We start from the raw sequence: 23785 nt of genomic DNA, 5'->3' as shown, positions 1-23785 counted from the left end.
AGAGATAGTTTCTCATCGGAGCTATCTCTTTTTCTATCCACTTATTTCAATCTTCCTAACTATCAGTTTTTTCTGAAAATAAAAGGAAATTTATTTGAAAAAAATCCCTCATAAAAAAGTTAATCTATTAGAAAATTAAGTGGTATTATGTTATAATTTAATATGGTTAAGTCTCGATAAAATCAAGGAAAAAGTGTATAGAATGTGCTTACGATCTTTATATCTTGTGGCCGTAAAATGCTTGTCAGATTCTTAGACTGTTCCTTGCTATCTTATGAAAGTTTGAGACAGGAAAATAAAAAAATGTATTAGCTAGAAAAATAAGAAATAAAAAATGACAGAAAAAATTTCCGTAATTATTCCCGTTTACAATGTAGAAAATCAACTCCAGACCTGTCTAGACAGCGTCCTGGGGCAGACCTATCAAAATCTTGAAATTATTCTCATCAATTATGGCTCAATAGATAATAGTGATGCCATTTGCCGTAGTTATGCTGCTAGGGATTCTCGCATCCTCTATTTTAAAAAGGATAATGGAGGGCTTTCAGATGCTCGCCATATTGGTATTCGTCAGGCTAAGGGAGCTTACGTCACCTACGTGGATGCTGAGGATTGGGTAGAGTCTACTTATCTGGAGGAACTTTATAAGACTCTTCAGGCCCACAAGGCGGATATCGCAGTGGCTAATTACAGTGTCTATAAGGAATCGGAAGATCTCTTTTATTTTTATATCAAGGATGAAGATTATTATGAGCAGGTTTATTCACCGGCTCAGATTATTGATGGCCTCTTTGAAGAAACCAATAACATTAACATCGCTCTGATTTCTGCGACAGGCAAACTCTACAAACGTTCTTTGTTTAATGACTTGCTTTTTCCAAAAGAGCATGCAGGGGAGGATGGCTTTTTCAACCTTAAAGCCTATCTCATGAGTGAGCGTACGGTTTATCTCAACAAGGGACTTTATGTATATCGTGAGAATCCAGAGATGCCATCAGCGACTTGGATGCAAGACTGGATGATGACCTTGGTTTATGCCATGGAAGAACGCTTGGCTATTGTTGCTAGTCATGGTTTCCCTCTGGAAAAATACATGGTCACCTACCGTCAGATGCTAGAGGCTTGCTTGAAAAATGTGGAGGAGCAAGGTCTCACGGATTCTGATGCCTACCGCTCCATTCAGGAGAAATTCCAGGTCTTGAGTTTAGCTCCTCAACGTTATGAGACTAAAAAGCGTGCTATTGTTCTTGCAGCTAACTATACTTATGTTGACCAAGTGCTTACGACCATCAAATCCATCGTTTTCCATCATCGCAACATTCGTTTTTACTTGATTAACGATGATTTCTCTCAAGAGTGGTTTAGAGGACTAAACCGTCATCTGGCTGCCTTTGGTAGTGAAGTGATTAACTGTCGTGTGGATAGTAGTCATATCAAGCAATACAAGACTAATAGCAACTATGCAAGCTATCTTCGCTATTTTGTGGCGGACTTTGTGTCTGAGGAACGGGCCCTTTATTTGGATAGTGACATGGTGGTTACAGGTTCTCTAGAGGACCTCTTTACCCTTGATTTGCAAGGTCGACCTTTGGCTGCCGTACGTGACTATGCCGTTCAAGTTCAGGATAGTCAGGCGATGTTTGATGTAGGATTCATGGTGATTGATACGGCTTATTGGAAGCAGTACAACATGAGGCGTCACTTTATTGACATGACTAGTGAATGGCATGATAAGGTACCATTTGCAGAGCAGTCCATTCTAAACATGGTCTTCCGTAACAACTGGTTGCCCTTGTCTTTTGACAACAACTATGCGGTTACCAAGTCTAGTTTAGCTGGTTTCCATCTGCCAAATGGTCAAGACTATCCTAAGGTTGTGCATTATGCCTCACACCGTAAGCCTTGGTTACCATTGGCTTGCCAAGCTTATCGCGAGGTCTGGTGGTTCTATGCTCAAATGGATTGGTCAGAGGTTGCTGAAAATACCGCTTTATTGCCACTTTCAGAGGACATGATTTATCCTAAGGGCCGTCCATTTACTTGTTTGGTTTACACCAACATTTCAGAAATTCCTCATTTGACGGACCTTATCTCGGCTCTTCCTAAGGTACAGTTTAAAATTGCCTCTCGACAGCATGTGACAGATAAACTAGCCCAATTGATTACCTATCCAAATGTGACGGTTTACTCAGCCATTGCGGGCTTAAATGGGCTAGATTTGGAATTGTTGCGTACCAGTGACTTGCTTCTAGATATCAATCCAGGAAGAAAAGTAGTGGAAATTCTTGATGCCTTTAGGTTTGAAAACAAACCGATTTTAGGGTTCGAGGACCTTAAGTCAACCAAGCATAACCAACAAACCTACTCAAGAGATCGTTGGAAAGAGATGGCTGAGACCATTCGCCAAATGCGTAAGAAGAGCCTGTAATCCTTTGCTTGGATAAGTAGGCTGAAATGGCGTCTCTGTCTCGTTTCAATCGAAATAACATCAGCCTGTCTATGGGCAGGAAATAGGAGTAATAGTGAAAAAAATTAGTCAATCGATAATCACCAAACGTGTCTTATGGACCCTCTTTTTCCTCTTTATTTATTGTTTGGGAAATCAATTGGTTCTACCGTTTGTGGATTTGAAAAATGCAAATATCTTTGGGGGAGCCATAGGTTCCTTGGCTTTCTCTAGTGCCATGATGGGTGGAAACCTCAGGTCCATGTCTCTATTTTCAGTGGGTTTGTCGCCCTGGATGTCGGCCATGATTCTCTGGCAGATGTTTTCTTTCTCTAAGAAAATGGGCTTGAAAAATCTCCCCATTGAAATTCAGGACCGTAGACGCATGTATTTGGCCCTAGGGATTGCCATTGTTCAATCTTTGGCAGTATCCTTGAATTTACCTATCGTTTCAGGGGTTAATGCTAGTCTCGCTATTTTCATGAATACCATTTTATTAATTGCCGGGACCTTCTTCTTGGTTTGGCTATCAGACCTCAACTCTCTCTTTGGGATTGGAGGCTCCATTGTTATCTTGATGGCAAGTATGATGGCCAATCTGCCCTATCAAATCATGGATAGTATTGAAAAGTTAGGTATCGGTTGGGATGTCTTGCTTCCTCTGATTCTATTCAGTTTGGTCTTCCTCTATATTTCAGGGGTTGTGCAGAGGGCGAGATACCGTATCTCAATTAATAAAATCAATATTCATAACCGCTTTAAACAGTATTCTTACTTGGATATTATGTTGAATCCAGCCGGAGGGATGCCTTTCATGTATGCTATGTCGCTGGTTAGTATTCCGCAGTATGTTTTTATGCTGATTCAATTTATCCATCCTGAAAGCAAGTGGACTAGTGGTGCCATCAAGGCTTTGACAGTCGGTCAACCTCTTTGGTTGGTTGTTTATCTGGTCATGCTCTTCGTTCTAGGGTTAGCCTTTGCCTTTGTTAATGTCTCTGGTGAGCAAATCTCTGAGCGTATGCGCAAGTCAGGTGAGTACATCTACGGCGTTTATCCAGGACAAGAAACCAGTGCCTATATCAACCATTTGGTCCTTAGACTTGGTTTCATCGGTGCCCTTTATATGCTCTTTATGGCAGGTGCTCCGATGCTCATTATCTTGGTCAATCCAGATTACCTGCAGCTTAGTATGATTCCTGGTACCTTCTTGATTTTTAGCGGTATGATTTACAACGTTAACGAGGAAATGAAAGCCTTGAAGCTTAACACTTCCTACACCCCACTTTTTGAAAATGTATAATATCTCACCCCTCGTGGGGTTGAGAGGCAGGCTGGTGATGCGTGATCGGTCTGCCCCTCAATCTCAAGTATTGTGATGAAAAGACAATGAAGGAGAACTCATGTATTATTTTATTCCAGCTTGGTATGGACAGACGGATGAATTTTGGAAGACGGCCATTGATCCTTGGTACCGTATCCGCCAAAAAATCGAATTTGATGATAGCTTGCACCAAGTTCGTATTTTTCAGGATGAGGATTTAGCACCTCAGCTTTTGCTTTTGGCCTATCAACCGCATTTGCGTTATTTCCTGCATCGTCATGATGTCTTGGAAGTTGGCTATACGGCTATTTTTGACTTGATTCAGGGTATCACTGATGAAGATATGAAAAACCTTCAAGTGACAGATTTGGAATGGCCAGAAGGATCTACCTTTGTTCACACACCATTTGCTATTGTGGTGCAATGCCAACACAAGCGTTATGCCGAGATTGAGTTCGGTTCAGAAGGCTTTATTGGCATGATTCGCTATTATAAAGATGAGCAAATCATTCGTGAAGACATCTATGATGACCGCGGCTTTATTTCAAGTAGTCTTTATTATGAAGATGGACAACCAAGCTATCGAAACTACCTCAATGCCAAGGGAGTTTGGCAACTCTGTCATTTCTTTGATGGCCGTGGAATTGTAGCCAACCCTCGTACGGAAGGTCGTTTTAATAAGAGTTACTACGGTGAACTTTCAGAAGTTATCTGGGAATTTTTGACTAAATTCTTGGACGAAAAGGTAGAAGCAGAGGACCGTTTTGTTATTGCCTCAGATTTACGCCATAACAAGCACCTCTTTGAACATTTGCCAGCAGACAACACTAAGATTTTGACTTGGTTCGCAGAACGTAATCAGGACGATAGTATTGACACCTATGAAGTCTTTCTGCCGAAAGTGGACTTGTTGATTGCTGACCGTTACGATTACTTGGAGCAGCTTCAGGTTGCCTATCCAGAAGAGGCTAAGAAACTCAAACACATGGCTTCCTTCGACACCCGTTTGGCTTTGGGAACCAGTCAACGTGTCAAAGAGTCTAAAATCTTTTATCAGGTTGACTTCGATCAGTTGGATTTAGAGGCTATTTATCAGGTTTTGGCTTTTGTGGCTAAGTATCCAAAGACACAGGTTGAGTTTGGGGCATTTAATGCCAATCCAGAGCAACTTGGTAGTCTGCAAAATCAAGTGGAAAAAATGATTGAAGAACGATTGAGTCCAGATGCCTTTGAAGAGGTTGTCGAAAGTAGTGGTGCAGAAAATAAATTGGAAGAAAATAATGAAATCGTCAGCCGATTTTCTTTCCAAGACCTGCGTGACGAGACTGCCCTTATCAAGGCCCTTCAGTTTACACGTCTCATTGTCGACTTGAGCAAGGAACCTAATCGTTATACACAGATTGCTGGAATTAGTGCCGGTATTCCACAAATTAACCGTGTGGCGTCTGAGTATGTGACCCACCAAGAGAATGGTTATATCTTGAAGCACTTGTCCGATTTTGAAAAAGGGGCTTACTACTATTTGGGACAGTTGAACAACTGGAACCGTTCCCTTATCTACTCTATTGAGAAAATTAAGGAAAATACAGGAGACCGTTTGGTGCAAAAATGGGAAGATTGGTTGAAGGAGGAGCAGAATGACCAAGGATAATCGTCTGAAGATACTACAAGTTGGATCATCCAACTGGTCAGAAAATCAGGAAATTCCTGAAAATATGAAATGGTATTATTGCAATCTTGGTCAGCTTGAGACCTTACAAGAAACCATCGAAGAAGACGAAATCAAGACTTTCACAGCTGTTATAGTGGACAGTCTTGAAGGTCTTGAGGAATTGATGGCTATTAAAGAGTATTTGATTCCTCACACTATTTTCTTTGATCAAACGATTGAAGTGCCAGATGAGAGCCTCCTTCAGTTTCTGAAGGAAGTTTGTGCTGTGCCGACTGATTTTTCAAATCAAGGACAGTTGCTCTTTACCCTTTCAAAAGCACTCTTTTCAGGCCAATACGGGGATAAGATGTCTCCTTTTACTACCCAGGTTAACCCAAATTTTACTGGTGACGTGACCTACCACGGTCATGAAAATGTCATTTTAAAAGGTGATTATGGTCAAGATTTTAGTCCTGTTTTGGATTGGACCTATAATGTCAGAGCCAGCAAGGAAAATCCTATCGAGCTTTGGTTGGAATTTGAAAAAGAGGAGACTTGCGAGTGTCGTTTGATTCTCAATCTTTTGCCAGAAGGTTCGGTCGCAGGTATTTTTAAGACCTATATCGTTTCAGAAGAAGAAATGCGCAAGGGGGCCATTGTCCTTGATGAGGACATGACCTTCCTCTTGGCTGCTAGTCTTGAAATGAAGGGCAAAGGTCAGATTACAATTGGTGGTCTCCACCAACGTTTGACCCGTTTCCAATTCGGTAAATTTGTACTTGGTGGTGGTATTCTCCACGACAGCAAGCGTCAGGAAATCAACTATTTCTTTTATCCTGGGGATTTCAAGCCACCTTTGTCTGTTTACTTCTCAGGTTTCCGTCCTGCCGAAGGTTTCGAAGGTTTCGGAATGATGAAAGGGATGGGAACCCCATTCTTGCTCTTTTCAGACCCTCGTCTCCAAGGGGGGGCCTTCTACATGGGAACTGAAGAGCTTGAAAATAGTATTAAGGACACCATCCAACATTACTTGGACTATCTAGGTTTTGACAATAGTCAACTCATTCTCTCTGGAATGTCCATGGGAACCTTCCCATCTATGTACTATGGTGCGGACTTTGAACCTCATGCCATCATCATGTCTAAACCCCTAGCCAATGTTGGAACTATCGGTAATCGTGCCAGACTTTTGGCACCAGAGGTTTTCCCGACAGGAATTGATGTCTTGCATTTGCAGACAGGACGCTTGGATAATGAGGGTGTTGAGGCCCTTAATCAGAAGTTCTGGAATAAGTTTGAAAAAGCAGATTTTTCAAACACGACCTTTGGTCTTTCTTACATGAAAGACGAGGATATGGATCCGACGGCCTATGAGGATATTACCAAGTCCCTCTATTATTCAGGGGCTAAGATTCTCAGTAAGGGAACGTCAGGTCGACACAACGATGATTCATATACGGCGACAACTTGGTTTGTCAATTTTTACCGTATGATTTTAGAAAATGATTTTGGAAGGAAGGAGTAAGAATGTTCAGAAACAAGAAATCAGAAATCTTGTGGGGCTTAAACCACAAAGCCTACATGTATGGTTCAAAAATTGTTAAACGCCAAGATGGTTCTGTGCAATTTTACAATCCTTTGGTGCCATCTGGAACGGAAATCCAGTCTTGGGTGGCCATCCAAAACTATCAAGCTGCTCGTACCCAGCCTGCCCTCCCACTTTTGAAAAAGGGGCATAGCTACGACTTGACGGCCAATCTCGAAGCCGTCCCAACTGGCTCAGTCTTTTTGAAAGTCAGCTTTTTGGACCGTTATGGCAATGAAATCAAACAGCTTATTGAAAAAAGTACCCACATGACCTTTATTTACCCTCATGAGGCTTATACCTATCGTATTTCTCTCTTGAGTGCTGGGGTCAAAGAGCTGGATTTCTACAGCTTAAAACTGGAAGAAACAGGAGAAGAACATGTTTAAACAACTGAATCCTATTCTCCCTGTTAAGGAGATACTCAAGGAAATCAACGGCCTAGCCGATGAAATGGCTGGTCTGAGCAACCTTGAGTTGAAAAATAAAACGCAGGAATTTAAGGAGCGTTTAGCCCAAGGAGAAAGCTTGTACGACCTCCTGCCAGAAGCTTTTGCGGTTGTTCGTGAAGCAGATAAGCGCGTGCTAGGTATGTTTCCTTATGACGTTCAGGTCATGGGGGGCATTGTCATGCACCAGGGCCATATCGCTGAGATGAATACCGGTGAGGGTAAGACTTTGACGGCAACCATGCCAGTCTACCTTAATGCCTTGTCAGGTGAAGGGGCTATCCTCGTTACGACCAATGAATACTTGGCTATCCGTGACGCCGAAGAAATGGGTCAGGTCTATGAGTTCCTAGGTTTGACGATTGGTGTGCCTTGTGTGGAAGGCAGTAATGAGATGGAACCAACTGAAAAGCGTGCCATCTATCAATCAGATATCGTTTACACGACCAATGCCAGTCTAGGTTTTGACTATTTGATTGATAACCTTGCTTCTAACCAAGACGGGAAATACATGCGTCCTTTTAACTATGCTATCGTCGATGAGGTAGACTCTGTCCTTCTTGATAGTGCCCAGACGCCCTTGATTATTTCTGGTGCGCCCCGTGTTCAGTCCAACTACTATGGAATGATGGATACGCTTATGACCACCTTGGTCGAGGGTGAAGACTACATCTTCAAAGAGGAAAAAGGTGAAGTTTGGTTGACCACTAAGGGTGCCAAAGCTGCTGAAAACTACCTCGGTATTGGCAACCTTTATGATGAGGAAAATAGTACCTTTGCCCGTCATTTGCTTTTTTCACTTCGTGCCCACTTGCTCTATAAAAAGGACAAGGACTACATCATTCGCGATGGTAAGAAGGGGCCTGAAGTGGTCCTTCTTGATAAATCGACAGGTCGTCTCTTGGAATTGACCAAGCTCCAAGGTGGCCTCCACCAAGCCATCGAAGCCAAGGAATTAGTAGCCTTGTCACAAGAAACCAGAGCCATGGCTTCAATCACCTACCAAAGTCTCTTTAAAAAATTCAAGAAAATTTCAGGGATGACTGGTACTGGTAAGGTTGCGGAAAAAGAATTTCTCGATACCTATGGCATGAAGGTTATTCAAATCCCAACCAACCGTAAGAAACAACGTATCGACTACCCAGATAAGATTTATGCGACCCTACCAGAGAAGGTCTTTGCTTCTTTAGAGTATGTTAAGCATTATCATGAAAAAGGCAATCCAATCTTGATTTTCGTTGGTTCGGTGGAAATGTCAGAGCTTTATTCTTCTTTGCTTTTGCGTGAAGGAATTGCTCATAACCTCCTAAATGCCAACAATGCGCCACGTGAGGCTGAGATGATTGCTGAGTCTGGACAAATGGGTGCCGTGACGGTTGCGACGTCAATGGCTGGACGTGGAACAGATATCAAGCTCGGAAAGGGTGTGGCTGAACTCGGTGGTTTGGTCGTTATCGGTACCGAACGTATGGAAAGTCAGCGTATTGACCTGCAAATCCGTGGCCGTTCTGGACGTCAGGGTGACCCTGGTATGTCTAAATTCTTCGTCTCACTTGAAGATGATGTGATTAAAAAATACGGTCCATCTTGGGTCCATCGTACTTACAAAGAATACGCCATTAGTGATCACATCGAGCCTAAGGAATTGACAGGCCGTAAGTACCGTAAATTGGTTGAAAAAGCCCAAGAAGCCAGTGAAAGTTCTGGTCGTACCTCACGTCGTCAGACCCTTGAATTTGCAGAAAGTATGAACATCCAACGTGAGATGATTTATGCACAACGTGACCGCCTCATCTATCACAATCAAGGTTTGGACACTGTTATCGACGAGGTTCTTGATGACTTCATCGACCAGGCTATGGCTGAAGAAGATTTCTCAAAAGCGGAAAATCTTTACCATTTTATCTTGCGTAATATCAGCTTCCGCATCAATGAAATTCCTAAGGATTTGGACCTCGACAATCGTGAGGAAGTCTTGGAACTCATCTACCAGTTTGCCTATCGTGAACTTGATGCTAAGAAGCAGGAGTTGAAAACCAAGGAACTAAACGAGTATTTCCAACGCCTATCTATGCTTAAGGCTGTGGATGACAACTGGGTGGAGCAGGTAGACTATCTGCAACAACTTCAAATGGCTATTGGTAGCCAACAACTTAGTCAAAAGAACCCGATTGTTGAATATTACCAAGAGGCTTACAAGGGCTTTGAAGCCATGAAACGTCAAATCAGAAAGGATATGGTTCGTAATCTTCTCCTTAGTCAGGTGCAAGTCACTAAAAAAGGAGATATCATCAGCCATTTCCCATAAAATAAGGAAATTATGACAGTATATAACATTAATTTAGGCATAGGTTGGGCCAGCAGTGGTGTCGAATATGCCCAGGCCTATCGTGCCAAGATTTTCAGGGAAATGGGACAAGAGGCAAAATTTGTCTTTATGGATCTCATCCTTGGAGATAATATCGAGCATATGACTAGCAAGATTGGTTTTGCAGACGACGAAATCATCTGGCTCCATAGCTATTTTACAGATGTTAAGATTGCACCATCGACTATTAGCCTAGCAGAAATTGAGGCTATCTTACCTGCCAATCCTGAGCGCAAGGAAGTTGCTGGCCGCCTCATTCGTTACCATTATCCACAAGATGATATGGTGGTGGCATGTAACCTTCGTGCGATGGACGAAGATGCTGTGGAAACAGTGAGCTACTTTGTCAATGACAAGCTCTTGCGCAAGGACTTTTACTCTTACACCCGTTATTGCAGTGAGTATTCTGCGCCTAAGGACAATCAAGCCAAGGTTTACCAACGTCGTTTTTATAACGAAGATGGGTCTACAGCCTATGACATGATTGTAGGAGACAATAATCAGGATATCTATCGTTTCCCTGATCAGGTTCTCTATGGTAAGCAAGAATTTCTTCGCTATTTCTTCAAACGTCTTGCCCTAACCAAGGATGATGTGGTCATTTTGGACCGTGAAACAGGTATTGGTCAGTTGGTCTTTGAAGAAGCACAGGCTGCACGCCTAGGCGTCGTTGTTCACGCTGAGCATTTTAGTGTCAATCAAACTGATGACAACTACATTCTCTGGAATAACTATTACGAGTACCAATTTACCAATGCGGACAAGGTTGATTTCTTTATCGTGGCGACTGATCGTCAGAAGGAAATCTTACAGGAACAATTCCGTCGCTACACCAAACATGATCCAAAGATTTACACCATTCCAGTGGGAAGTCTTCCTGAATTGGTTGGACAGGACAAGCCACGTAAACCATTCTCAATGATTACGGCCTCACGTTTGGCTCAGGAAAAACACATTGACTGGTTGGTTCGTGCGGTTATTGAGGTTCATAAGACCCTGCCTGATATCACTTTTGATATCTACGGTAGTGGTAGCATGGATGCCAAATTACGTGAGATTATTGTCGAAGCACAAGCTGGCGACTATATCCGACTCATGGGCCATGCTGACTTGACTGACATTTATAGCCAGTACGAGGTATACCTGACAGCTTCAACCAGTGAAGGTTTTGGACTCACCCTCATGGAGGCGGTTGGCTCAGGTCTTCCGATGATTGGATTTGACGTTCCTTACGGGAATCAAACCTTTATTCAAGATGGGGCCAACGGTTATCTCCTCCCTGTCGCTGAAAATCATGTTGTGGATGTTATCACCAAGTCCTATAAGGATGCCATTGTCCGTCTCTATGAAGAAGGCAATATCGAGGCCATGCGTCAAAAATCTTATGACCTTGCCAAAGGATTCTTGACTAGTCAAGTCAAGGTAGCTTGGAAACAGTTACTTGAGGAGGTACGCTCATGATATTCTTATGTGATTACTACAATCAAGCCAGTAAGGATTTGGCTTACTCTCTTCAGGCAGCAGGCTACGATGCCACAACAGTTGTCATCAATCCAGATGGATTCCTCCCTCAAGGAGCTCTCTCTCCTTTCACCTACTATGTAGAAGCGGACGAGGAAACAGGCAAACCATGCTTTTTCAACCAAGTTCCTGTGCCAGCCTTTTGGGAAATTTCAGGGAACAATCAGATGGCGCGTGTGTCTAATCTCACCGAAGAACGTGCTCGCATCACCTACCCTGAAGGTAGCAAGGCTCGTATCGTCAAAAGTGTCGAATGGTTGGACAAGTCAGGTAAGATTCGCCAAGTGGACCACTATAACAAGTACGGTTTCTGCTTTGCCAAGACCACTCATGATGAGAATGGTCAGGCACTCTTTACCAGCTACCAAACCAAAGAAGGCGACGAACGTATCTTGGAAAATCATCTCACCGGTGATATTCTCTTGACCTTACCAGGACAAGCTCTTCGTCGTTTTGCCAACCGTACCGAATTTATCAAAGCCTTTCTAGCTCAGGTCTTTGGTGATATCGACCACATTATCTTTAATAGCTTGGCGACACCTTTCATCGTCTCATGGACTATGGAAAATACAGGGGCAACTGATATTCTGATCTGGCAAGAGCCACTGGGTGATATCCTACCAGGCAATATGAATGGTATCTTAGAGGATAATTCAGCCAGAGCCAATGTCATCATCATTCCTGATAAGGTGACTTATGAAAAAGCCTTGACGCTGGTGCCTGAGGATAAAAAACATAAGGTCTTGTCACTTGGCTATGCCTATGACTTCAAGGAAAATCATGGCAAACCTCGTAATGCCTTTATTGCAACCAATTCAGACCAAATTGAGCGTTTAGAAGCCTTGGTTGAGTCACTCCCTGATGTGACCTTCCAGATTGCGGCAGTCACTGAGATGTCCCCAAGATTGCTCTCGATGATGCGTTATTCAAACGTTGTGCTCCATCCAAATGCTAGTCACAAGCAGTTGGACAAGCTCTATCAAGAGTCTGACCTCTATTTGGACATTAACCATCATAATGAATTGTACAAGGCGACGCGAACTGCCTTTGAACACCAATTATTGATTTTGGCCTTTTCAGAAACAGCTCATGGACCTGTCTATACAGCACCAGAGCATATCTATGCCAGTCAGAACTATCCAGCTATGGTTGCCAAGATTAAGCAGGTCCTAAGCGACAATCAAGCCATGCAAGAGGCCATGCAAGCTCAAGAAGCTCAAGCCAATACTCTGACTGCTTCTGAGTTGGCCGACCGCTTACAATCACTTTTAGGAGGAAATCATGTCTAAAAAAGATTTATTCTACGGTGACGTTGAAGGCCGTATGGAAGAACTCAAGCAAAAGCCTATCACAAAAGAAAAAGAAACCAGAGGAGAGAAGATCAACAAGAGCTTTTCAATCATGCTCGGACTTGTTATTATCATCGGTTTGATCTTCACCCTTATTGGTTTGTTGAGGTAGTCTTATGATGTTAGTATTTATGGTTCTAGCAGTGATTCTTTCGGTTGCCCTTATCGTCCTAGTGACCATCCAACCGCGTCAAACGCAGATTTTCTCAACGGATGCCACTAGTAATATCGGTAAACCAAGTTATTGGGCTAGCCAACCGATTCGAAAAATGTTGACCTTGGCTATCAGCATAGCCCTCTTTATCCTCTTACTTATTTTTATGATTGTTTCTTATAAGTAAGTAGAGGACTTCCTACCATATAATAGAAAGAAGTATGTATGCGTGTACATTTTACGAATTTATTTGGGCAGTCCCCACGTAGTGTGGCCTTGATTGCCCAAAATGATACCATGAAGATTGCCAAGGAGCTTGGTGCCAATGAATTAGCAATCTATTTCTACGATAATAGCCAGGAGTCAAGTGGTGAATTAAATTCCCGCCTTGATGGTATTGTGGCAGGAGTGAGCTATGGCGATATTGTCTTCTTCCAGTCGCCGTCGTGGAATAGTGTCGCTTGGGACACTAGCCTCATTCATAAATTTAGGGCAGTGCAAACCAAACTTGTGATGTTCATCCATGATGTTCCACCTATAATGTTTCCTAGTAATTATTTCCTCATGCCTAACTACATTGAGATGTACAATCTTTGTGATGTCGTCGTTGTCCCATCAGAACAAATGCGTGATCGACTCATTGAGGAAGGGTTAACGGTCAAAAAGATTATTATCCAGGAACTTTGGGATTTGCCTCATAACCTTGACTTGCACAAACCAAGCTTCCAAAAGAAGCTCATCTTTGCTGGTAATCCAACTCGTTTCCCCCACATTCTCAACTGGCAGCAGGAGACACCTCTTCATGTCTATGCGGAAAAAGAAGAAGACAAGGATTATTCCAGAATTCAACTTGAAGGCTGGCGTAATAAACAGGAGCTCTTGTTTGACCTTTCTAAAGGAGGTTTTGGTCTTGTCTGGGGGAATTCAGAAAAATCTGAAGATGAGCTTGATTACTATAAGTTGAATATTTCCTATAAACTCTCTACCTATTTAGCTGCAGGCTTGCCAGTTGTGGTGCCTGACTATCTTTCAAATGCTGACTATGTCAGAGAACATGGCCTAGGCTTTGTCGTTTCGAGTCTGGAAGAAGCAGACCGTTGTGTACAAGAATGTACAGAAGAGCAGTATGCCCAGATGGTTGCTAACGCACAATACACTGCCTACCTCATTAGCAATGGTTATTTCATCAAGAAGCTTTTTATTGATGCTATAATGGCCCTTGGTTAATAGTCTAAAAAGAATTATCGGAAGGTAATTCTTTTTTTGTAGACTTTTAAGCATATAAATTGACTTTTTATAAATTATTCAAATCGTTTTCACTTTAGACTTAAGGATTTAAGGAAGAGCTGTCTCTAATTAGGATTAATGTTAAAAAATAGCCAATAATAGTTAAACAGATGTAAAGAATTCGCCTAAAACAATTGATTGTAATTGTGTGACAATTTATCAAAAATGGAATTGTTGGATAATTTTAAACCGAACGATAGTCAGCTTAAAAATGAGAATAATAGAAATTAATAGCATAAAATAGGGGTTTTCAACCGTTTGCACATAAAAATAAGGGTAATTGTTTATAGTAATCAGAAAATTCAGAATTGCGAAAACCTTACATTTTTTTGAAGAAAATGAGATAAAAAAGAACAATTTTTAGTCAACTTGTGTTATATTATAAAATGTAATTTCCAGATTAGGAAATAACTCATATTTTTTAGGAGGTAAATATGTTTTTTAGACGTAACGAAGGTGAATTCCGCGAAACTGATCGCGTGACTCGCTTCAAACTTATCAAATCGGGTAAAAACTGGCTTCGTGCTGCAACATCTAACTTTGGACTTTTCAAAGTTGTTAAAGGTGGCGCAGATGCTCCGTCAGTAACAGTTCAAAATGTAGAAGAAAAATCTTCTCTTCTTTCAGGTACAGCTCTTCTTAAAGGGATTGCAGCAGCAGGTGCTGTGGCCGGTGGCGCAGTAGCAACTTACACTGCTCAAGCCGAAGAAACAACTGCACCAGCTTTGGAAAGCCAAGCAACTACAAACCATGACGTATTGGCAAACTCTGAGGCGGCTGTATTGAGCGCTGCTCCAGTATCCGAAACAGTAGCTTCAGAAGCTCCAGCATCAGCTAGTCAAGAGTCTACAAGCTCTTCAGTTGACGCTCAAGCAAGCACAGACGCTTCAGTTTCAGTATCACAATCTGTATCAGCAGAATTGTCACAAGCTATCTCAGAATCTGTTTCACTTAGCAAAGTGAACTCAACATCTGAAAGCCAATCACACACTGAAAGCAACAGTGGTTCACACTCAGAATCATCTTCAGCTTCAGAATCAGCAACTTCAACAGCTGCAACTGCATCAGAAACAGCTACTCAAGAAGATGAAAAAACTATCTTGGATCAAAACGTTTCAGAAGCAGAATTGCTTGTAAATATTGCTAAAGATTATCAAGCTAAGTTGACTGATACAGCTGCTAAAGCTGAAATCCAAACTGCTATCGCAACAGTTCAAGAAGAAGTTGCTAAATCAACAACCTTGCTTGCTGCATCAGCAACAAACGCTGCTTACGCAGAACAACGTGAGCGGCTTGGAAATGCTGTTGACAACATGATGACTAAAATCACTGACAACGGCTTCACAGGTAACTCAGTAGTTAACGGTGTTGCAGCAGTGACTGCACAGTTGGCTCCAATCTCAACAAGCACTGCTGGTAGCGTAGATACTAACCCAGTTATCTCAAACGCTAATGGTGCAACGATTGAAGATCCTGAATTCAACGAAGCTGGATATGCTTTGGATCCAAACACTGATCGCTTCACTTTCGGTGTATGGCAATTCCTTAAAACTAACCACGCTACTGGAGCTAAAACAAACTTTGATTATTATGCTACTCTTTCAGTAGATCGTTCAGCCATCACTGGTAGCCTTTCAGCTAATCCAGATGTTTACTTGCGTATTGTGAAGAAATCTGATGGATCAGAGGTTTACACTCGTACCATCAAAGCTGGAGAAAGCAACATCTCACTTCCAAGTTACATCACTAACAACAACTCTGATGTAACTAACACTTTGACTTACAAAGGTGCTAACGGAACTGATCCAGGTAACGTTACCTTCTCATTGGTAAATGCTAACCTTGAGTATGAAACGCTTCAAATCCGTGATACCAACTACCCAGGTAACGTAGGTGAAGACAAGCCAAACGTTCAAACTTCTGTTCCTTATGCAACAGTTGATCAAACAACTCACTATAAGCTTATCCAAGGAAGTTCTACTCCAGGTCAATTATACAAACCTACTGGAAATGAAACAGATTTAGCAAGCTATACACAAACCGGTCTTGCAGGTCAACAATTTACAGCTTCTGGCAACCGTGACATCCTTGGTTACAAACATGTAGCAGCAACAACTGACTCAACTCAAAAAACATCTGGTATCCTTGGTAAGGGTGTTGTTGGTCAAAAATTGGTCGAACTACAAGGTGGAGCAAACCACTACTATGTAAAACGTATCTCTGAAATCGTTGATACGGAAGGTTCAACTGTTACAAAATTCTATGCTCTTGACCCATCACAAGTAAGCAACTTCACTTCAAGTGATGTTGGTACAGAAGATGTATCGAAATACACACTTATTTACACAAGTAAAGTAAATAAAGCTGGTGAAGAGTGGAAGGCTGATGAGTCTAAAGTTACAAGAGTAAACAGTAAAAACGGTGACTACCATATTGATGTCACTGAAACTGCTGGAAGCAAATCGCTCGTTATTACTGGTTGGTTTTCTAATACAGAAAAAGTTAACCTTACGCACGATGAAACAAAACTGACTGAAGCTTTTGATAAACCGTTTACTGGTGCACCAGACGCATCATTGACACCAGCTGGTCAAGGAAATAATAAATGGAACTTGATTGCCGGACGTAATGCTGATATCGTTGCCGATTCTAAAGTAACGCAACCAGACGGTAGCATTACTTACACTAATCTAAAAGGTTATACTTCATTCTCAAACAACTACTCAATTCCGTCAGCAGTTAAACCATCAACTGATGTGAACTATTACTTCGAGAAATTGGGTGATTCAGAATCAGCTTCTCAATCACAATCATTCTCAAACTCTGTATCAAACTCGCAATCCGAGTCAGAAGTAGTGTCTAAATCACAATCTTCATCAGAATCAGAAGTAGCGTCTAAGTCACAATCTGTATCAGAATCAGAAGTGGTTTCTAAATCACAATCAGTGTCACAATCAGAATCAGAAGTAACATCTAAGTCACAATCTGTATCAGAATCAGAAGTGGTTTCTAAATCACAATCAGTGTCACAATCAGAATCAGAAGTAGTGTCTAAATCACAGTCTGTATCACAATCGACTTCTGCAAGTCTTTCACAATCAGCATCTGATACTACATCAGAATCGCAATCTCGTTCTGAATCTGCATCTGCATCATTGAGCCAATCAGAAGTTGCATCAGCAAGTGTATCTGAATCACAATCAGAATCAGCTTCTACATCAGCTCAGGAATCAGCTTCAGCGTCTGCATCAGAGTCAGCATCAACATCTGCACAAGAATCAGCTTCAGCGTCAGCATCTGAATCAGCATCAACATCTGCATCAGAATCAGCAAGTGCGTCTGAATCTGCATCAGAGTCAGCATCAACATCTGCATCAGAATCAGCAAGTGCATCTGAGTCAGCTTCATCATCAGCGTCTGAGTCAGCATCAACGTCTGCGTCAGAATCAGCGTCTGCATCAGAATCAGCTTCAGCTTCAGCGTCTGAGTCAGCATCTGCATCAGAATCAGTAAGTGCATCTGAGTCAGTATCTGCGTCAGAATCAGCAAGCACATCAGCTTCAGTATCTGCATCAGAATCAGCAAGCGCATCTGAGTCAGCATCGGCGTCAGAATCAACAAGCGCATCAGAGTCAGCATCTGCATCAGAATCAGCAAGCACATCAGCTTCAGTATCTGCATCAGAATCAGCAAGCGCATCAGAGTCAGCATCTGCATCAGAATCAGCAAGTGCATCTGAGTCAGTTTCAACTTCAGAATCTATCTCAGTTTCACTTTCACTCTCTGAGTCAACTTCAATTGTTACAAATAACTCAGAATCTGAATCAACATCTTCTTCTGAGTCAGCATCTGCATCAGAATCAGCTTCATTGAGTGATTCAGAATCAGCAAGTGCATCAGAATCAGCATCTGCGTCAGAATCAGCAAGTGCATCTGAGTCAGCATCTGCATCAGAATCAGCAAGCACATCAGCTTCATTATCTGCATCAGAATCAGCAAGCGCATCTGAGTCAGCGTCTGCATCAGAATCAGCAAGCGCATCAGCTTCAGTATCTGCATCAGAATCAGCAAGCTCTTCAGAATCAACTTCTGTATCTGAATCAGTATCAGCTTCTGAATCATACTCAGCATCTGCTAGCCTTTCAGAATCTACATCAACTTCAACTTCAGTTTCAGAATCACTTTCAAGCTCAGAATCAACTTCAGCTTCAATTTCTGAATCAATGTCTGAAAGTGAAACTCCTAAAGTTGGTGAAGTAATCATCACTTACATCCGTGAGAATGATGGTAAAGAAATCCAAAAACCACGTCAAGATACACCAAACTCACCATATGACACTCCATATAACACAACTGAGGAAGGTGAAAAACCTAACACAATCAAGACTCCAGACGGTAAGACATACAAGATCGTACCAAAAGGTGACTACCCAGTAGGTAAAGTTGACGGTGACGGACACCTTGAATCATCTGATCCAATTAAAGGTAAAGTTGATAAACCTAAATCAACAATCACTTACGTTTATAAAGAAGTGAAGGGTGACGTTTACGTTCACTATAAAGACACTGACGGTAACACAATTAAAGATGATGTCACTGACGAAAAAGATCAACCAGTTGATAAAGATTACGATACAGTAATTGACAACCGTCCAAAAGAAATCCAATACAATGGTAAGACATATGAATTGGTACCAGCAGGTAACTACAAAGTAGGTCAAGTTGACGAACAAGGTCACCTTGAGTCATCAGATGCTACAACAGGTAAAGTTATCGAAGGACGTAAAGATGTTACTTACATCTACAAACTTAAAGAACAACCAGCACAACCTAAGGGTAATGTTTACGTTCACTATGTAGATACTGATGGTAATACAATCAAAGCATCTGTAACAGATGAAAAAGATCAACCAGTAGGTAAAGACTACGATACAGTTGTAGATAACCGTCCAAAAGAAATCGAATTCCAAGGTAAGACATACGAATTGGTACCAGCAGGTAACTACAAAGTAGGTCAAGTCGACGAACAAGGTCACTGGACAGGTGATGACGCTACAACAGGTAAAGTTATCGAAGGCGACAAGAACGTAACTTACGTCTACAAACTTAAAGAAGATCCAACGAAACCTAAAGAAGGTGACGTAATCATCACTTACGTAGACGAAAAAGGTAAAGAAATCAAGAAACCTCGTCAAGACACACCAAACTCACCATATGATACTCCATATAACACAACTGAGGAAGGTGAAAAACCTAATACAATCAAGACTCCAGACGGTAAGACATACAAGATCGTACCGAAAGGTGACTACCCAGTAGGTAAAGTTGATGGCGATGGACACCTTGAATCATCTGACCCAATTAAAGGTAAAGTTGATAAACCACGTTCAATCATCACTTACGTCTACAAAGAAGTGAAAGGTGACGTTTACGTTCACTATAAAGATACTGAAGGTAACACAATCAAGACTTCAGTTGTTGATGAAAAAGATCAACCAGTCGATAAAGACTACGATACAGTAGTAGACAATCGTCCTAAGACTATCACAACAACTGATGGTAAAGTTTACGAATTGGTACCAGCAGGTAACTACACTGTAGGTAAAGTTGATGGACAAGGTCACCTTGAGTCATCTGACGCTACAACAGGTAAAGTTATCGAAGGACGTAAAGACGTAACTTACATCTACAAACTCAAAGAACAACCAGCACAACCTAAGGGTAATGTTTACGTTCACTATGTAGATGAAAATGGTAACACTATTAAACAATCTGTAACAGATGAATTTGGTCAACCAGTAGGTAAAGATTACGATACAGTAATTGATAACCGTCCTAAGACAATTGTTACTGCTGATGGTAAGGTTTACGAATTGGTACCACAAGGTAACTACCCAGTAGGTTCTGTAGATGGAGATGGTCACTTGACAACAACTGACCCAGTAACTGGTAAAGTTATCGAAGGTGATAAGAACGTAACTTACGTTTACAAACTTGTCGATACAACTCCAGAAAAACCAGTAACACCAACTCCAGGTAAACCTGAACAACCAACTCCAGGTAAACCAGTTGATCCAGCTCCTAAAGCTCCAGCTAAAGCTACTCCAGTTAAACCTGCACAAGAAATGGCACAATTGCCAAACACTGGTGAAGAGTCTAACGTAGCAGCTACAGCAGCTCTTGGATTGCTTGCAACTGCATCTGGATTGGCTCTTGCGGCAAAACGCAAAAAAACTGAGGAATAATATTCCTTCGACTTACCCCTAAAACTTATGAGTGACTAGTCCTAATAAAAACTAACTACTCTTAAGTAAGAATAAGCCGATTAGCTTCGTTCTAAAAAGACACATTCCGATATGGGATGTGTCTTTTTGTCGTGTTTGAAAATGAGAGAGGGTGTCTTAAACGTTAGTCTAAGTCTCATTTAGGCTTAGTATTAGAGAGTAAAGGCTTAGTTTAGTAAGCTAAAATCTTAGATGTGGAAGAAGTAGACTTTGAATTTTAAGACAACTTTAAGTTTTGTTTTACAAAATGTAAGGTGGATGAAAATACTATAAAATAAGCATTTTCAGTATTTATACAGCATAAAGCGTTTGCAATCATTTTTGAGGGAAATAATAGTTTATATTAGAACTTACAAGAATTTTATGATAAAATTTGTCAGTGAGTTTTAATTCATAAAAACAGAATGGAGTAGATATGTTTTTTAGAAGAAATGAAGGGGAATACCGCGAAACTGATCGCGTGACTCGTTTTAAGTTGATTAAATCAGGTAAGCAATGGCTTCGTGCTGCGACATCTAACTTTGGACTTTTCAAGGTTGTTAAAGGTGGGACAGACGCACCATCAGTTTCAGCGCAAAGTGTTGAAGAAAAAACACCGCTTCTCTCAGGGCAAGCTCTCCTTAAAGGAATTGCAGCAGCAGGTGCAGTAGCTGGAGGAGCAGTAGCGACTTACACTGCTCAAGCGGAAGAGACGACAACTCCGGCTTTGGAAAGCCAAGTAACTGCTAATCAAGATGTGGCAGCCAACTCTGAGTCAGTGGTATTGAGTGCAGCACCAGCTTCTGAAACTTCAGAAGTAGCATCAACAAGCCAAGAGTCTACAAGCTCTTCAGTTGATGCTCAAGCAAGCACAGAAGCATCAGTTTCAGTATCAGAATCTGTGTCTCAATCAATTTCTGCTGAATTGTCACAAGCTATCTCTGAATCTGCATCACTCAGCAAAGAGAATTCAACTTCTAATAGCCAATCACAAACTGAAAGTACAAGTGGTTCAAACTCAGAATCAGCTTCTGATTCAGCAACTTCAGCAAGCTCAGTTGCTTCAGAAACTGCAAGCCAAGATGATGAGAAAACTGTCTTGGATCAAAACGTTTCAGAAGCAGAATTGCTCGTTAATATCGCTAAAAACTACCAAGCAAAATTGACAGACACAGCTGCTAAGGCTGAGATCCAAACTGCTATCACAACAGTTCAAGAAGAAGTCACTAAGTCAACGACCTTGATTGCGGCATCAGCAACAAGCGTAGCTTACGCAGAACAGCGTGAGCGTCTTGGTAATGCCGTCGATAACATGATGACCAAGCTGACAAATGCTGGTTTCAATGGCAACTCTACAGTGAATGGCACTCCAGCTATCACTTCAAACCTTAACCTAGCGACTGGTGAAACTAAGGTGTATACAGGAACTGGAACAGACTCAAACTATAATGTTCCAATTTACTATACATTGAAAGTGACAAATGACGGAACAAATCTGAATTTTGTCTACACTGTTTCCTATGTTAATCCTGCAACATCAACCCTTGGGAATATTTCGAAGATGAGTCCTGGATATTCTATCTATAATACAGGAACATCAACACAAACGATGTTTACTTTAGGTAAGGGACTTACTCCTCCAACAACTGTAACGTCTTATATTACAGATAAAAATGGTAACCAAATTGCAAATCCTAAGGCTAATACAACACCAGTAACAACTCAAGGAAATGGTCTCACTTGGTCAAATGGTTTCCAAATGAATGGTTACCAGGCTAAACAAAGCTATGGTCTGACAACAACTTGGACTGCTAAAATCACTGGTGATGATACATCCTTCACATTCTCACCTTATGCAGGTAAGACAGATACGATTGCCGTTAACTTCTTTAATGGTAGTCAGGTTATCGAGTCTGAATCTGAAGCTGATACAACGAGTGCATCTTTAAGTACATCTCAAAGCATCGTAGAAAGTACTTCAACAGTAGAGTCTCAATCTGTATCAACAAGTAAGGTAGAATCTGCATCAGTTTCAGCATCTGAGTCAGAGGTTGTCTCATCTTCTCTTTCTCAATCAGAGGAAGCATCAGCATCCCTTTCAGAGAGTGTTTCAGAAAGTCTTTTTGAAAGTGCCTCAACAAGTGCATCAGTGAGCGCATCACAGTTAGAGTCAAATTCAGTCTCAGCTTCAGAAAGTGCATCAACTTCAACATCTCAGTCTGAGTCGAACTCAACTTCAGCCTCAGAAAGTGCATCAACTTCAACATCACAGTCTGAATCGAACTCAACTTCAGCCTCAGAAAGTGCGTCAACGTCAACATCACAGTCTGAATCGAACTCAACTTCAGCATCTGAAAGTGCATCAACATCGATTTCTCAATCAATCTCAAATTACGAGTCAGCTTCAGAGAGTGAGTCAGTATCTGAATCGCAGTCAGTCTCAAACTCAGAGTCAGCCTCAGAGAGTGAATCAACATCAGCTTCACAATCAGAATCAAACTCAGTTTCTACTTTAGTGAGTGAATCAACGTCAGCGTCACAATCAGAATCAAATTCAGTTTCAACCTCAGAGAGTGAGTCAACGTCAGCGTCACAATCCGAATCGAACTCAGTTTCTACTTCAGAAAGTGAATCAACGTCAGCGTCACAATCCGAGTCGAACTCAGTTTCAACTTCAGAGAGTGAATCGACATCATCATCACAATCCGAGTCAAACTCAGTTTCTACTTCAGAAAGTGAATCAACGTCAGCGTCACAATCCGAATCGAACTCAGTTTCTACTTCAGAAAGTGAATCAACATCGACATCACAATCCGAATCAAACTCAGTTTCAACTTCAGAAAGTGAATCAACGTCAACATCACAATCCGAGTCAAACTCAGTTTCTACTTCAGAAAGTGAATCAATTTCAGCTTCACAATCCGAATCAAACTCAGTTTCAACTTCAGAGAGTGAATCAACATCGACATCACAATCCGAGTCAAACTCAGTTTCTACTTCAGAAAGTGAATCAACATCGACATCACAATCCGAGTCAAACTCAGTTTCTACTTCAGAAAGTGAATCAGTAAGCACATCACAATCCGAGTCAAACTCAGTTTCTACTTCAGAAAGTGAATCAACATCAGCATCACAATCAGAGTCAAACTCAGTTTCTACTTCAGAAAGTGAATCAAAATCAGCATCACAATCAGAATCAAACTCAGTTTCTACTTCAGAAAGTGAATCAAAGTCAGCATCACAATCAGAGTCAAACTCAGTTTCTACTTCAGAAAGTGAATCAACGTCAGCGTCACAATAAGAATCTAACTCAGATTCAACTTCAGAAAGTGAATCAAAGACGAAATAAAAAATCTCGTCGGTCTCAGTTTCAAAAAAAAAAATAGAG

General features: G+C 41.4%; 13 protein-coding genes. All 13 read left to right on the top strand.

Going from position 1 to position 23785, the window contains the following annotated elements:
- The first annotated feature begins 334 nt into the window (after positions 1–334).
- The gene (locus H7U02_RS09460) at positions 335–2428 is read left to right on the top strand and encodes a glycosyltransferase (protein ID WP_110981095.1); all 2094 of its coding nucleotides are present in this window, start codon (positions 335–337) and stop codon (positions 2426–2428) included.
- A gap of 94 nt (positions 2429–2522) precedes the next feature.
- Entirely contained in the window at positions 2523–3749 is a 1227-nt protein-coding gene (secY2, locus tag H7U02_RS09455; RefSeq protein ID WP_073685251.1) for an accessory Sec system protein translocase subunit SecY2, read from the top strand.
- Between the two features lie 100 nt (positions 3750–3849).
- Positions 3850–5421, top strand: coding sequence for an accessory Sec system protein Asp1 (gene asp1, locus H7U02_RS09450; RefSeq protein WP_110981094.1), 1572 nt, complete (start codon positions 3850–3852; stop codon positions 5419–5421).
- Positions 5408–6946, top strand: coding sequence for an accessory Sec system protein Asp2 (gene asp2, locus H7U02_RS09445; protein WP_201043254.1), 1539 nt, complete (start codon positions 5408–5410; stop codon positions 6944–6946). The genes asp1 and asp2 overlap by 14 nt, the downstream gene beginning before the upstream one ends.
- Positions 6947–6948: 2 nt before the next feature.
- Positions 6949–7395: an accessory Sec system protein Asp3 gene (asp3, locus tag H7U02_RS09440; protein ID WP_201043252.1), complete on the top strand. Its 447-nt coding sequence runs from the start codon at positions 6949–6951 to the stop codon at positions 7393–7395.
- Positions 7388–9763: an accessory Sec system translocase SecA2 gene (secA2, locus tag H7U02_RS09435; protein ID WP_201043250.1), complete on the top strand. Its 2376-nt coding sequence runs from the start codon at positions 7388–7390 to the stop codon at positions 9761–9763. The genes asp3 and secA2 overlap by 8 nt, the downstream gene beginning before the upstream one ends.
- 12 nt (positions 9764–9775) lie before the next feature.
- Complete coding sequence (gene gtfA / locus H7U02_RS09430; RefSeq protein WP_201043248.1) at positions 9776–11284, top strand: accessory Sec system glycosyltransferase GtfA; 1509 nt, start codon at positions 9776–9778, stop codon at positions 11282–11284.
- Positions 11281–12633, top strand: coding sequence for an accessory Sec system glycosylation chaperone GtfB (gene gtfB, locus H7U02_RS09425; RefSeq protein WP_201043246.1), 1353 nt, complete (start codon positions 11281–11283; stop codon positions 12631–12633). Before gtfA ends, gtfB begins: the two co-directional genes overlap by 4 nt.
- Complete coding sequence (gene asp4 / locus H7U02_RS09420; protein WP_002883547.1) at positions 12626–12805, top strand: accessory Sec system protein Asp4; 180 nt, start codon at positions 12626–12628, stop codon at positions 12803–12805. The genes gtfB and asp4 overlap by 8 nt, the downstream gene beginning before the upstream one ends.
- A 4-nt stretch (positions 12806–12809) precedes the next feature.
- A complete protein-coding gene (gene asp5, locus H7U02_RS09415; RefSeq protein ID WP_002883546.1) occupies positions 12810–13034 on the top strand; it encodes an accessory Sec system protein Asp5 in 225 nt (74 codons plus the stop codon).
- A gap of 38 nt (positions 13035–13072) precedes the next feature.
- Complete coding sequence (locus H7U02_RS09410; RefSeq protein ID WP_002883536.1) at positions 13073–14074, top strand: sugar transferase; 1002 nt, start codon at positions 13073–13075, stop codon at positions 14072–14074.
- A 494-nt stretch (positions 14075–14568) separates the two neighbouring features.
- Positions 14569–20379 (top strand): accessory Sec-dependent serine-rich glycoprotein adhesin, encoded by a 5811-nt coding sequence (locus H7U02_RS11635; RefSeq protein WP_201043244.1) that lies wholly within the window; start codon positions 14569–14571, stop codon positions 20377–20379.
- A gap of 454 nt (positions 20380–20833) precedes the next feature.
- Positions 20834–23698, top strand: coding sequence for an accessory Sec-dependent serine-rich glycoprotein adhesin (locus tag H7U02_RS09400; RefSeq protein WP_201043242.1), 2865 nt, complete (start codon positions 20834–20836; stop codon positions 23696–23698).
- The last annotated feature ends 87 nt before the right edge of the window (positions 23699–23785 follow it).

This window comes from Streptococcus sp. 3.1, assembly GCF_016648915.1.
GTDB lineage: Bacteria > Bacillota > Bacilli > Lactobacillales > Streptococcaceae > Streptococcus > Streptococcus salivarius_E.
The sequence above is the reverse complement of the archived record's forward strand: the minus strand, read 5'-3'. Positions and strand labels throughout refer to the sequence as shown.

Bases quoted from the DNA above. Each gene is read 5' to 3' on its own strand.
- H7U02_RS11635 (WP_201043244.1), top strand. From the start codon at position 14,569: ATGTTTTTTAGACGTAACGAAGGTGAATTCCGCGAAACTGATCGCGTG.
- asp1 (WP_110981094.1), top strand. From the start codon at position 3,850: ATGTATTATTTTATTCCAGCTTGGTATGGACAGACGGATGAATTTTGG.
- gtfB (WP_201043246.1), top strand. From the start codon at position 11,281: ATGATATTCTTATGTGATTACTACAATCAAGCCAGTAAGGATTTGGCT.
- asp3 (WP_201043252.1), top strand. From the start codon at position 6,949: ATGTTCAGAAACAAGAAATCAGAAATCTTGTGGGGCTTAAACCACAAA.
- H7U02_RS09460 (WP_110981095.1), top strand. From the start codon at position 335: ATGACAGAAAAAATTTCCGTAATTATTCCCGTTTACAATGTAGAAAAT.
- H7U02_RS09410 (WP_002883536.1), top strand. From the start codon at position 13,073: ATGCGTGTACATTTTACGAATTTATTTGGGCAGTCCCCACGTAGTGTG.
- gtfA (WP_201043248.1), top strand. From the start codon at position 9,776: ATGACAGTATATAACATTAATTTAGGCATAGGTTGGGCCAGCAGTGGT.
- H7U02_RS09400 (WP_201043242.1), top strand. From the start codon at position 20,834: ATGTTTTTTAGAAGAAATGAAGGGGAATACCGCGAAACTGATCGCGTG.
- secA2 (WP_201043250.1), top strand. From the start codon at position 7,388: ATGTTTAAACAACTGAATCCTATTCTCCCTGTTAAGGAGATACTCAAG.
- asp2 (WP_201043254.1), top strand. From the start codon at position 5,408: ATGACCAAGGATAATCGTCTGAAGATACTACAAGTTGGATCATCCAAC.
- asp5 (WP_002883546.1), top strand. From the start codon at position 12,810: ATGATGTTAGTATTTATGGTTCTAGCAGTGATTCTTTCGGTTGCCCTT.
- asp4 (WP_002883547.1), top strand. From the start codon at position 12,626: ATGTCTAAAAAAGATTTATTCTACGGTGACGTTGAAGGCCGTATGGAA.